We start from the raw sequence: 12064 nt of genomic DNA on the forward strand, positions 1-12064 counted from the left end.
CGCTTGCGCGTGCGTTTGGCTGCAAGCTCGAATCCAGTGGTGGCAAGGCTTGTCTGTTGCATCGCTCCACTGTCTCAGATCAGGCCGTCATGGGGCTGACTTTTGCAGACCTTCCCTAAGCACGTACGATCACCACCCCGGCAACGCCTCATCCTTCAGCTCCCCCCGCCGCTCGGCGTAGTCGGGCAGCACGTCTTGCACATGCTGCCAAAAGCGCGGGCTGTGGTTCATCTCGCGCAGGTGGGCCAGCTCGTGCACCACCACGTAGTCGATGATGGGTTGGCGAAAGTGGATCAGCCGCCAGTTCAGGCGAATGCTGCCGTCGGCGCTGGCGCTGCCCCAGCGGGTGCCCGCTGACGACAGGCTGAGTTTTTGCCAGCGCACGCCCAGTTGTGGCGCAAAGTGGTCCAGCCGCTGGGTGAAGTGGCGGCGCGCCTGGCGCATCAGCCACGCCTGGGTGGTGTCGCGCAGTTGCGCGGGCGTGGCGGTGTGGGGCAGACCGATATGCAGGGTCAGTCGGGGTATGCCGGCAAGCGCATCCGGCAGGGCATCCACAGCCGTGTCCAGTACCGCACCGCCTGCGCCGTGGCGCTGGCGCGGGTCGAGCAGCAAAATCACCGGCTCGCCCAGAAAGGGCAGGCTGGCACCTTCGCGCCAGTCGATGCGGGCAGCCTCCAGCTTGTCATGGCGCGCGCGCATCTCACCCAGCTTGGCGATGATCCAGCGCTGCTTTTCGCGCAGCGCGGTGTCGATCTCGCCCAGCGTGGTCCAGCGCGGGGCGCTGACCGTCAGGCCTTCAGCCCCGACGCTGAAGCCAATGGTGCGCCGCTGACCACGCCGCAAGTGGTAGCCGATGTGCACGCCGTCCAGCACGGTGCGGCGGTTGGCCTGCGGGTGGGTGAATTGGGCGGGGGCCAAAGCCTGGGGCAGCGGGATGGCAGGTTCAACCACCTTTGGTGCTGCATTTGCTGTTTTTTTGGTTGCTGTTGGCGCAGATTTATTAGGCGCTGGCGGCTGATTGGGCTTGGATGTCTGTGCGGGTTCAACCGTCGGTGGTGAGGCATCGCCTGGCGCAAACATGTCCAGCCACAATTGCTGCATGCCGGTGAACTTCAAGGCAGACACACCATTGATGGTTTTCAGCCGCCGGGCCGCAGGCGCGAGCGCGTCGGCTCGCCGGTGGGGTAGGCGTCGGGATCCAGGCGCACCATTTCGGTTTCGATCCACGCCTCTGCCTCGCGCATCAGCTCGTCGGGCTTGCGGCCGGTGCTGGCAATGGGCTGGCCAATGGAGATGTCGACCACGCCAGGCTTTTTGACGAACGCCTTGCGCGGCCATACTTTGGCCGAGGTGACGGCGATGGGCACCACCGGCGCATCGCATTCGATGGCCAGGCGCGTGCCACCGCTGCTGTACTTGCCTTTTTCGCCGCGCGGGATGCGTGTGCCTTCGGGGAACATGATGACCCACACGCCCTCGGCCAGCACGCGGCGGCCTTGCTGCACCACCTGCTTGAAAGCCTCAGCGCGCTTGGCGCGGTCGATGTGGATCATGTCCATGCGCCACATGGCCCAGCCGAAAAAGGGGATGTACAGCAGCTCGCGCTTGAACACATAGGCCAGCGGGTGCGGCATGATGGCCGCCATGGCAAAGGTTTCCCACACCGACTGGTGCTTGACCAGCAGCACCGCCGGGTCTTTGGCCCCCTGGGGCAGGCGCTCCATGCCGGTGATGCGGTAGCGGATGCCCAAAATCCACTGCCCGCCCCACACGGCGGTTTTGAGCCAGCCCGCACAAATCCAGTACACGCGCTGGCTGCTCAGAAACGGCGAGACGATGACCACGAAGGTGGCCCAGGGAATGACCGTGAGCACCATCCACAGCATGTGCAGCACAGAGCGAATCAGGTTCATAGCGATTTATAAGGTTTTAAGCCTTTGAGGCAATCGTGACAAGCGTATCAAGCTATTTATTTTGAAGCAATCAAACGCACACTGTTCAAGCATGGGGTGCTTGGGTTTGTTGGGCTGCTTCAGCCGCTTCTGCTGCTTTGGCCGCCTGCGCCGCCGCTTCGTCTTCGGCAATCAGGGCGGTTGCAAATGCAGCCAGATCGGCATGCACCCGGGTGCCGAGAGGAAATTCAGCAGGCAGCGGACTGATCTGCGCGGGTGCGCCCTTGCCGGTCAGCACCAGGTGCGGCATGCAGCCTGCCGCCACGGCGGCCTGCACGTCGCGCACGCTGTCGCCCACGGCGTGCACCTGCTTCAAATCAATGCGGTAACGTTCGCCAATTTGCTGAAACAGCCCCGGCAGCGGCTTGCGGCAGGTGCAGCCTTCGTCTGGCGCGTGCGGGCAATAAAACATGGCCTCTACCCGGCCACCGGCGGCGGCCAGCGCCTTGTTCATCTTCTTTTGAATGGCGTTGAGCGCGGCCATATCGAACAGCCCGCGTCCCAGCCCCGGCATGTTGGATGCAATCACCACCTGATGGCCGGCTTGATTGAGCCGCGCAATTGCGTCCAGTGCGCCGGGCAGGGGTTGCCATTCTTCGGGTGTCTGGACGTAGCCGTCCAGCTCGACGTTGATGGTGCCGTCGCGGTCAACGATGACGAGTTTCATGCGGCCATTATCGGCTTTGCGCGTCGGTGGGCGATCCCAATTCGGCAATGCCGCTCAGGTATTCGCCCCACCATGCGCCGCGCACGCGCTGTACCGTCACCGTACGGCCCGGCAGCAGGGTGCGTAGGTGCTCGCCTTCCAGCAGGCCGCGCTGTGGTGCGCCGGATCCCGGCCAGATCAGCACCAGTTTCAGGCCACCAGGGCTGCGCGGGTTGGGCGTTTGCAGGCGCGCTTGCAGCACCGTGGCCTGCACGTCGGGCAAGGATGCGCGCCAAGCTAGATTGAGGTGATTGACCACCACGCCTGCTGCGCCCAGACCGCACAGCGCCGCCCAGACCGGCAGTGCCCAGCGGCGCAGGCTGGCGGTGTCAATACGGCGCAAGTGGCGACGTCCCAGCACCACCGCCGTGATGCCGATCACCATCAACAGCAATGGCCCGCTGGCCGATTGCCACAGCACATCGTCGGTGATGCCGCCCGTGCTGCCGGGCTGATTCATCACCGGCACTGCTTTCAGTGCATGCAGCGACGGCCAGGCTTCGGCCCGCGTGCCCAGCCACTGGTGCAAGGCGGCCACCAGAAACGGCGGGGCGAACAGCCACCACACGGTGCGCGCGCTGGCGCGTGGTGCAGGCTCTGGCGGGGTGGGCGCAGGCGGCGGCGATGCCGGGTCAGCAGGGCTTGCGGGCAGGCGGCTCATCTCAATGAAGCAATCAAGGCGCGCCTTTTCACGCGGCCAGGCGGGCCAGATCGGCCACGCGGTTCATGGCCTGGTGCAGCGCTTTCAGCAAGCCTTGCCGGTTGGCGCGCAGCGCCGCATCGTCAGCGTTGACCATCACGCCGTCAAAAAACGCATCCACCGGCGCACGCAGTGCGGCCAGGGTTTGCAGCGAGGCGGTGTAGTCGCCAGCGTCAAATTGCCTATCCGCTTGGGGCAACACCGTTTGCATGGCGGCGTGAAGCGTTTTTTCTGCGTCTTCTTGCAGCAGTGCGGGGTTGACTTCGGCTGGGATCGACTGGCCTGTGTCGCCCGCTTTTTTCAGGATGTTGCCAATGCGTTTGTTGGCGGCGGCCAGCGCGGGGGCTTCGGGCAGGGCCGCAAAGGCGCGCACCGCTTGCAGGCGTGCCGCCACGTCTACCAGCCGCTGCGGGCGCAGGGCCAGCACGGCATCGACTTCTTGCGCGCTGAAGCCAGCGTCGCGCAAGCCCCCGGCCAGCCGCTCGAAGCTGAAGTCCACCACCTGGCCCACGGTTTGCCATTGAAATTCACGCGGTGTAAACCGTGCGCGGCCTTCGGGGTTTTGGCGCTCGACAGCCGCACGCTGAATGTCTTGATCGTTGAACACGTCAACGACTTGCGACACCATTTGGTCCAGTTGCAGCGGCAACTGTTTTTCGACCAGCATGCGGATCACACCCAGCGTGTGCCGCCGCAATGCAAACGGGTCGCGGTCGCCTGTGGGCAGGTTGCCGATGCCGAACATGCCCACCAGCGTCTCCAGTTTGTCGGCCAGAGCCACCACCACGCCCACGTCGCCGCGCGGCAGTTCATCACCGGCAAAGCGGGGTTTGTAGTGGTCTTCGATGGCGTTGGCCACCGCGGCGGGCAAGCCGTCGTTGAGGGCGTAGTAACGGCCCATGGTGCCTTGCAGTTCAGGAAATTCGCCCACCATGTCGGTCAGCAGGTCGGTCTTGGCCAGTTGCGCGGCCTGGTCGGCCTGCGCGGCATCCACGCCCAGTTGCTTGGCAATGACTTTGGCAATGGCGCGCACGCGCTCGGTGCGCTCGCCTTGCGTGCCCAGCTTGTTGTGATAGACCACTTTGTCCAGTTGCGGCACGCGACTGGCCAGCGTTTTCTTGCGATCCTGGTCGAAGAAGAACTTGGCGTCGGCCAGGCGCGGGCGCACCACGCGCTCGTTGCCCTCGATGACGGCGCCGACGTCTTGCGGGCTGATGTTGCTGACCACCAGAAACCGGTTCGTCAATGTGCCCTGCGCATCCAGCAGCGGAAAGTACTTCTGGTTGGCCTTCATCGTCAGGATCAAACACTCCTGCGGTACGGCCAAAAATTCTTTTTCAAACTGGCACAGCAGCACGTTGGGGCGTTCGACCAGGGCCGTCACCTCGTCCAGCAATGCTTCGTCTTTGATAGCCGTCAGCGCTTGTCCTGCCTGCGCTGCGGTCTGATTTAGCTGTGATTCTATGGCGGCGCGGCGCTCGGTAAAGCTGGCGATGACGGCACCTTGCTCGCTCAAGGCGCGGGCGTAGTCGTCGGCGTGCTTCAGCTCGATCGTGCCGGACTGGGCCTCAAACCGGTGGCCGTGCGTGGCGCGGCCCGCGTGCAGGCCCAGCGCGCTGACCGGCACCACCTGATCGCCGTGCAGCGCCACCAGGCCGTGCGCCGGGCGCACGAACTGCACGCTGTCCCAGCCCGGCAGTGGCGTGCCCTGGCTGAGCTGGTAGGTCATGACCTTGGGGATGGGCAGCTTGGCAATGGCTTCGAGCAGGGCTTTTTGCAGGCCTTCGGCCAGCGTGACGCCGGGTACCACGGTGTCGAGAAACAATGACTCGGCCTTGCCGTCGCTCTGGCGCTTGAGCAGCGGCACTGCCGATGGGTTGGCACCCAGGGCCTGCAATTTCTTCAACAGTGCGGGCGTGGGCTGGCCGTTGGCGCTCAAACCCACTTTAACGGGCATCAGCTTTTGTTGCACCGCCTTGTCAGCCGCCTTGGCAGCTACACCGGTGATGTGCACAGCCAGACGCCGGGGGCTGGCAAAAGGCGTGGTTGGCGTGTCAACCGCAGTCAGCTCCTGGGCTTTGAGCTGATCGGCCAGCACGCCTGCAAAAGCATCGCCCAGTTTTTGCAGCGTCTTGGGCGGCAGTTCTTCAACAAACAGTTCAACCAGCAGGTTTTGAGGGGCACTCATGGGTGTTTCCGGAAACGGCGCAAGACAAAAATCAGGCTGGCTGTCGCCATCAGCGGCAGCCAGATGAACAGCAATTCACTGCCTGCCACGCGCAGCCCGCGTGGCGACCACAGGGCGGCAGGCGTCATGGGCGATACGGCCACGGGCCGCCATGGGCTGAACAGGCGCTCAGACGATAGTGGCCACCACAACGCAATGCCGTGGCCGCCCGTGGTCAGCATGTCCAGCAGCGGATGCGACAGGCAACACACGGCCATCCAGATGAAACCGGCTGCGCGCGACAGCTTCCAGCGCCAAGCCCACCACGCGCCCAGCAAGCCCACCAGCAGGGCAAATAGCAATGTGTGGGTGAAGCCTCGGTGCGACCCCATCGAGCCCCAGGCAAAGCCGGTGTCGATGTGCAGCAGATACGGCAGTCCGTCGGCATCGGGCAGCACGGCGGCCAGCAGGCCCGCCAGCAACATGGATGCGGGCACGCGCCGCCGCCCCAGCGCCACGCGGGCAGCCAGCGGCACGGCGATGTGCGTCAAGACGGTGGGCATGGGGCGGGTGTGGGCTGGCGTCAGGCCGCCTTTTTCTCGATCTGCGCCACCCACTCGCGCGGGGCCAGCGGAAAGCCCAGCCGCTCGCGGCTGTCGTAATAGCTTTGCGCCACGGCGCGCGCCAGGTTGCGGATGCGGCCGATGTAGGCGGCGCGCTCGGTCACGCTGATGGCCCCGCGCGCGTCCAGCAGATTGAAGGTGTGGGCGGCTTTCAGCACCTGCTCGTACGCAGGCAAGGCCAGTTGCTGCGCCATCAGGTGCTGGGCCTGTTTTTCGTGCGCGTTGAAAGCGGTGAACAAAAAACCGGCATCACTGTGTTCGAAGTTGTAGGCCGATTGCTCGACCTCGTTTTGGTGAAACACGTCGCCGTATGTCAGCCCCGGCGCGTAGACCAGGTCATAGACGTTGTCCACGCCTTGCAAATACATGGCCAGGCGCTCCAGGCCGTAGGTGATTTCGCCCGTGGCGGGGCGGCAGTTGATGCCGCCCACCTGCTGGAAGTAGGTGAACTGCGTCACCTCCATGCCGTTGAGCCACACTTCCCAGCCTAGGCCCCAGGCACCCAGGGTGGGGTTTTCCCAATCGTCTTCCACAAAGCGGATGTCGTTTTTCTTCAGATCGAAACCGAGCGCCTCAAGACTGCCCAGGTACAAGTCCAGAATATTGTCCGGCGCGGGTTTGAGCACCACCTGGTATTGGTAATAGTGCTGCATGCGGTTGGGGTTATTGCCGTAGCGGCCATCTTTGGGGCGGCGGCTGGGCTGCACGTAAGCGGCCTTCCACGGCTCTGGCCCGATGGCGCGCAAGAAAGTGGCGGTGTGGCTGGTGCCCGCGCCGACTTCCATGTCGTACGGCTGCAAGAGCGCGCAGCCTTGCGCGTCCCAGTACTGCTGAAGCTTGAGGATGAATTGCTGGAAAGTGAGCATGGTGGCAAATCACGCACACGCACCGGCGCGGCGTGGTGACAGGCGAAACCTGCCATTTTACGAGGCTGTGCAGCGAACAAAGCGGCTGGCCAATGGCACCCGCCGCCGTGGTGGCCTGTAGATCAGGCGGCGGGCAAACCGGCCTCGCGCAAGAACAGGCCCACGCGCAAATCGTTGGCGACGTAAATTTCTTTGCCATCGGCCAGCAGGCGTGCGTCGCCAATGGCCATGTTCAGCTTGCGCTTGATGACGCGCTTGATGTCGATCTCGTAGCGCACCAGCTTGACGTCGGGGCCGACCTCGCCGGTGAACCTGACTTCGCCCGCGCCCAGTGCGCGCCCGCGCCCCGGCAGGCGCAGCCAGGTCAGGTAAAAGCCGATCAGCTGCCACATGGCGTCCAGCCCCAGACAGCCGGGCATGACCGGATCGCCCTGAAAGTGACAGGCAAAAAACCACAGGTCGGGCTTGACGTCCAGCTCGGCCTCGATGCGGCCCAGGCCGTGCGCGCCGCCATCTTCATCGATGTGCGTGATGCGGTCGAACATCAGCATCGGCGGCAGTGGCAAGCGCCCGCTGTCGGGGTTGAACAAGCGCCCCTCCCCAGAGGCAATCAATTGGTCATAGGTAAAAGAATCGGCCATGGGCGCAGATTGTGCCTGAGCTTGGCGCACCCGCAACGCGGTACGGCCTCAACGCTGCCGCGCCCACCCGGCGATGCCCAGCACCGCCAGGCAACCCAGCCACAGCGGCCACAAACCAGCCACAGCGGCCCAGCGCGCAAACGGCGTCAGGTGGGTCTGGCCCTCAAACTCGCCTTGCAAAATGCCACGGGTCAGGCGCGGCAGCCGGTGCGTGACTTGCCCGCGATGGTCGATGATGGCCGTGGCCCCGGTGTTGGTGGCGCGCAGCATGGGACGTTCAAACTCCAGCGCGCGCATGCGGCTGATTTGCAAATGCTGGTCAATCGCCACGCTGTCGCCAAACCAGGCGATGTTGCTGACGTTGACCAGCGCGGTGGGTGCGGCGGCCGGGTGGGCAAAGCGCGCGGCCAGCTCTTCGCCAAACAAATCTTCGTAGCAGATGTTGGGGGCCAGCCGCTGCCCTTGCCACGCAAACGATGGCTGGCCGACCGCGCCGCGCGCAAAGTCGCCCAAAGGAATGTGCATCAGGCGCACAAACCAGCGAAACAGCGGCGGCACAAATTCGCCAAACGGCACCAGGTGGTGCTTGTCGTAGCGGTAAGGCGGGGTGGCCTGTCCTGGGGCCAGCCCGACCACCGAGTTGGTGTAGCCGCTGACCATATCGCCCAGCGGGGTGCCCAGCAAGGCGGCTTGCTGGCCGCTGGCAAAGCGCTGCGCCAGCGCGGCCCAGTAACCATCTGGCATTTGCGAGGGCAGCAGGGGCAGGGCCGTCTCAGGGGCGACCACCAGCGGGGCGGTGTTGGCCTGCCACTGCTGGCCGTACCAGTCCAGCGCTTTGTCAATGCCTGTGCCGGGGATGAACTTTTCGCTTTGGGGAATGTTGCCTTGCAGCAAAGCCACGGACAGAGGCGCGGTGCGCGCGCGCGGGCATGTCTGAAGATCACCCAAATCGCAAGCCCGCCAGCCCCACAGCCCCCCGCCCGCCAGCAGCACCAGCGCTACCGCCGCCCAGGTGCGGGGGCGTTGCCAACCGATATGCGGCGTCAGCGCCAGCACGGCCGCCAGCGCGGCGGCGGCGGCCCCCACACCGTACACGCCTACATAGCGTGCCAGCACGGACAGCGACCCGTCCACATGCGCGTAGCCACCCGCGCCCCACGGAAAGCCGGTGAACCACGTGCCGCGCAGCAGCTCGGCCAGCGTCCACAGCGCGGCAAAGGCCAGCGCTGCCAGCCAGGGCTGACGCGCGATCAGCTCGGGCGACACCAGCTTTGCAAAAGCCGCTGCCGCCAACGCGTAATAAAGGGCCAGCAAACCGGCCAGCGCCAGCACGGCCGCTGCCGCCAAGGGCGCAGCCAGCCCGCCGTAAACGTGCATCGAGATGTACAGCCACCAGAAGGTGCCCAGCAGCCAGCCCAGGCCAAACAGCCAGCCGCGCCAAAAATTGCTCCAGCCCAGGTGGCCTTTGGGGGCGGGGCGGGTAGATTCCCAGGTGCTGGCGCTCCACGACGCCTGGCGCGCCACGCCGTGTGTGAGCTGCCAGGCCAGCACGGCCAGGCTGAGTATTTGCAGCCACCCATGCGGCTGGCCGGTGAAGGGATCAGCTATAGAAACGGCTTGCACGCCACCAGCCACCAAGGCCATGGCGGGCGAAGCCAACCAGTGGGCAAGCCGCATGGCGCGCGCTTTATTCGGCGCCAGCCGGTGCGGGTGACACCTTGAACCAGCGCACCGAGCCGCCCTTGGTGTGCAGCACCTGAAAGTACAGCCCGCCCATGCTGAAATGTTCGCCCCGCTTGGGCACGTGGCCCATCTCGTGCGCGATCAGCCCGCCAATGGTGTCGAACTCCACCTCCAGATCACCGTCCGGGGCTGGCTCCAGTTGCACGTTAAATGATTCGTTCACGCGCTCCAGCGGCGTGTCGCCCGCCACGCGCCAAGTCTTGTCGGCCAGGGCAAAGATGTCGCCTTCGTCGGCCTCGATGTCGAACTCGTCTTCGATCTCGCCCACGATCTGCTCCAGCACGTCTTCGATGGTGATCAACCCCGCCGTGCGGCCAAACTCGTCCACCACGATGGCCAGGTGGTTGCGGTTGATGCGGAAGGTGCGCAGCAAATCGTTCAGCCCCTTGCTTTCGGGCACGAATGCCGCTGGGCGCAGCAGGGCGCGGATTTTCAGCTCAGGCGCGCGCTGGCGTTTGAGCAAATCCTTGGCCAGCAAGATGCCGATGATGTTTTCACGCTCGCCCTGGTACACCGGAAAACGCGAATGTGCGGTGGTGATGACCTGGTGCAGCAGATCTTGATACGGCGCGTCAATGTCCAGCAAATCCATGCGCGGCGCGGCCACCATGGCATCGCCCGCCGTCATGTCGGCCATGCGCAGCACGCCTTCGAGCATGATGCGGCTTTCGGCGTCGATCAGTTCTTTGTCTTCGGCCTCGGCCAGGGTCTCGATCAGCTCGTCGGTGGAATCAGGCCCGGGCTTGATGAACTCAACCAGTTTCTGAAACAGGCTGCGTTTGTCTTCGCGCTCGCTGTGGCGGCTCGGGTGTGGTTCAGCCACGGTAATGGTGCAGGACGTGCGGTGGTTGCAAAGGCTTCAAGGATAGCTGAAGCACGTGCACCTGTGCCGCGTCTGTCCCATCCAGCGTGGCTTGCCTTGTCAGCCGTCGCCTGTTAGGTGCCCGACTTGTGGCGGTTTTCACGCACCGCGTTGCGCACTTCCTGAAAAGTGGCCAGCAGGCTGCGTGCCAGCGAAAACTCGGTCTTCATGAAGTAGTCCACGCGTCCGACCATCTGGCCGCGCACCAACTCGTCCATGCGGGTGCGGAAGGTGGCCACCGGCAGGCTCAAGTGGGCTTCGCTTTCGCTGCCGTCGCGCTCCACGGTGGCACCGGCGTTGCGCGCAATGCGCAGCATGGCGGTGTTTTCGCTCAGGGCGTGGATGTACATGGTTTTCACGCCATCGTTGGCGGCATGCACGGCGCAGCGCTCGAACAGGCGCGCGCCAAAGCCGCGGCCGCGTACTTTTTTGGCCACCGACACGCCGAATTCGGCAAAGCTGGCGATGCTGGCATCGGCCGGGTAGGCCAAATGGGCCAGGCCCACCAGCTCCAGCTTGCGGTTGAAGATGCCGAACAGACGGTCGCGCTCGAAGTTCAAGCTGGCGACATACGTTTCAATTTGCCGATCATTGGCGGCATAGCCAAAGCGCAGATAGCGGTCTTGTGGCTCCAGCGCCAGCAAGTGCTGGAGCACCTGGGGGCGGTAGCGCGCGCCAATCTCGCGGATGGGCACGACGATTTTCGTCTTTTGAGACTTTGGGGCGACAGCCTGCGCACGGCTTGTGGCCGTGGCGGCGCTGTCGGTGCGAGGAGTGGTTTTCGGTTCCATGCACTCTATGTTAGGGACATTCCCTAGAGATCAAACTCCAATCGCACCTATTTTGTTGCAGCGCAGCATAACTTGTGACTTATGGCCTACCTGTGCGGCCCTGTGGGGGTGTTTGCTTCGCCCGCCACACTTGAACATGACTTACATCAAATTGCAGGCCTCACATGATACGCATCAAAGAAGGTTGCTCATACTTCTCTACGATGCGGTGTTTTGGAGACGTCGCGCCAACATTGCGGGTTGACGTCAGTCAAGGAGAAGGCATGGGTGTGTGTGCAAGGGCAAAAAACAAAGGACTGGTGTGGACGGCCGTGTTGATCCAGTGCGCAGGTGCAGTTTGGGCGCAATCGCCTGGCGCGGATGCCATCAATGCCGCCAAGATTGCCGCTGTGTGCGCCAATTGCCACGGCGACAACGGCATCAGCCCCTACCCCCACATTCCCAACCTGGCGGGCCAGAACCCGCGCTACCTGCTGACGCAGATGAACCACTTTGCCAGCGGTCAGCGGCGCAACGAGTTCATGGAAGGCATGATCCGCGCCTTGAAGCCGCGTGAGCGCGAAAGCCTGGCGCGCTTTTACGCCGAGCAAACCGTGCCGCCGCGCTCACCGGCCAGTCCGGCTTTACTGGCCCAGGGCAAAGACTATTACGAAAAAGTGTGCTTTCGCTGCCACGGCGCGGACGGTCGGGGCACTGAAGACTACGCGCGTTTGGCGGGCCAGCAAACCGGCTATGTGCAGCGCACCCTGACGCGCTACCGCGATCCGGCCAATATGGTGCGAAAAAACCCGTTGATGATCGAGGCCACAGCGCAGTTGACCGACGCGCAGATTCAGGCCCTGGCCGCTTATGTGGCGTCGATGCCGTAGAGCGCACCGAGTATCAGCGCCTCAGAGCGTGTTCAAAGTCTCAGCGTGAGGGGTGTGGGATGCGGATCGGGATGGGCTGCAAGGCGCAAACCGCAGCGATACCTGGCGGTATCGCGAGGATTTGCAACGCAGCAGACCGCCCGG

Annotated in this window: 12 protein-coding genes; 1 reads left to right on the plus strand and 11 read right to left on the minus strand. The window is 64.1% G+C overall.

Annotated elements, in window-relative coordinates; genetic code table 11:
* Nucleotides 1-129: 129 nt before the first annotated feature.
* The 11 genes from ACK5NW_RS04595 to ACK5NW_RS04645 all read right to left on the minus strand — a co-directional run bounded on the left by ACK5NW_RS04595 (nucleotide 130) and on the right by ACK5NW_RS04645 (nucleotide 11051).
* A complete protein-coding gene (locus ACK5NW_RS04595; protein WP_416925518.1) occupies nucleotides 130-951 on the minus strand; it encodes a M48 family metallopeptidase in 822 nt (273 codons plus the stop codon).
* Nucleotides 952-1139: 188 nt separating this feature from the next.
* The gene (locus tag ACK5NW_RS04600) at nucleotides 1140-1913 is read right to left on the minus strand and encodes a lysophospholipid acyltransferase family protein (RefSeq protein WP_416925520.1); all 774 of its coding nucleotides are present in this window, start codon (nucleotides 1911-1913) and stop codon (nucleotides 1140-1142) included.
* An 85-nt stretch (nucleotides 1914-1998) separates the two neighbouring features.
* The gene (gene gmhB, locus ACK5NW_RS04605; protein WP_416925522.1) at nucleotides 1999-2619 is read right to left on the minus strand and encodes a D-glycero-beta-D-manno-heptose 1,7-bisphosphate 7-phosphatase; all 621 of its coding nucleotides are present in this window, start codon (nucleotides 2617-2619) and stop codon (nucleotides 1999-2001) included.
* Between the two features lie 7 nt (nucleotides 2620-2626).
* Nucleotides 2627-3319: a hypothetical protein gene (locus ACK5NW_RS04610; protein WP_416925524.1), complete on the minus strand. Its 693-nt coding sequence runs from the start codon at nucleotides 3317-3319 to the stop codon at nucleotides 2627-2629.
* Between the two features lie 28 nt (nucleotides 3320-3347).
* A complete protein-coding gene (glyS, locus tag ACK5NW_RS04615) occupies nucleotides 3348-5546 on the minus strand; it encodes a glycine--tRNA ligase subunit beta (protein WP_416925526.1) in 2199 nt (732 codons plus the stop codon).
* Nucleotides 5543-6088 carry a metal-dependent hydrolase gene (locus ACK5NW_RS04620; RefSeq protein ID WP_416925528.1) on the minus strand — a complete coding sequence of 182 codons (546 nt, stop codon included), beginning with the start codon at nucleotides 6086-6088 and terminating at the stop codon, nucleotides 5543-5545. Before ACK5NW_RS04620 ends, glyS begins: the two co-directional genes overlap by 4 nt.
* A 20-nt stretch (nucleotides 6089-6108) precedes the next feature.
* The gene (gene glyQ, locus ACK5NW_RS04625) at nucleotides 6109-7014 is read right to left on the minus strand and encodes a glycine--tRNA ligase subunit alpha (protein ID WP_416925530.1); all 906 of its coding nucleotides are present in this window, start codon (nucleotides 7012-7014) and stop codon (nucleotides 6109-6111) included.
* Between the two features lie 122 nt (nucleotides 7015-7136).
* Nucleotides 7137-7655: a bifunctional 3-hydroxydecanoyl-ACP dehydratase/trans-2-decenoyl-ACP isomerase gene (fabA, locus tag ACK5NW_RS04630; RefSeq protein ID WP_416925532.1), complete on the minus strand. Its 519-nt coding sequence runs from the start codon at nucleotides 7653-7655 to the stop codon at nucleotides 7137-7139.
* A 48-nt stretch (nucleotides 7656-7703) separates the two neighbouring features.
* Nucleotides 7704-9332, minus strand: coding sequence for an apolipoprotein N-acyltransferase (lnt, locus tag ACK5NW_RS04635; RefSeq protein WP_416925534.1), 1629 nt, complete (start codon nucleotides 9330-9332; stop codon nucleotides 7704-7706).
* Nucleotides 9333-9342: 10 nt separating this feature from the next.
* Nucleotides 9343-10221, minus strand: a complete 879-nt coding sequence (locus ACK5NW_RS04640) for an HlyC/CorC family transporter (RefSeq protein WP_416925536.1) — start codon at nucleotides 10219-10221, stop codon at nucleotides 9343-9345.
* A gap of 113 nt (nucleotides 10222-10334) precedes the next feature.
* Nucleotides 10335-11051: a GNAT family N-acetyltransferase gene (locus tag ACK5NW_RS04645; protein WP_416925538.1), complete on the minus strand. Its 717-nt coding sequence runs from the start codon at nucleotides 11049-11051 to the stop codon at nucleotides 10335-10337.
* 269 nt (nucleotides 11052-11320) lie between these two features.
* On the opposite strand from ACK5NW_RS04645, the gene ACK5NW_RS04650 reads away from it, so the two are divergent.
* Nucleotides 11321-11920, plus strand: a complete 600-nt coding sequence (locus tag ACK5NW_RS04650; protein WP_416925540.1) for a c-type cytochrome — start codon at nucleotides 11321-11323, stop codon at nucleotides 11918-11920.
* The last annotated feature ends 144 nt before the right edge of the window (nucleotides 11921-12064 follow it).

The organism is Ottowia sp. (assembly GCF_047975795.1).
Classification (GTDB): domain Bacteria; phylum Pseudomonadota; class Gammaproteobacteria; order Burkholderiales; family Burkholderiaceae_C; genus Ottowia.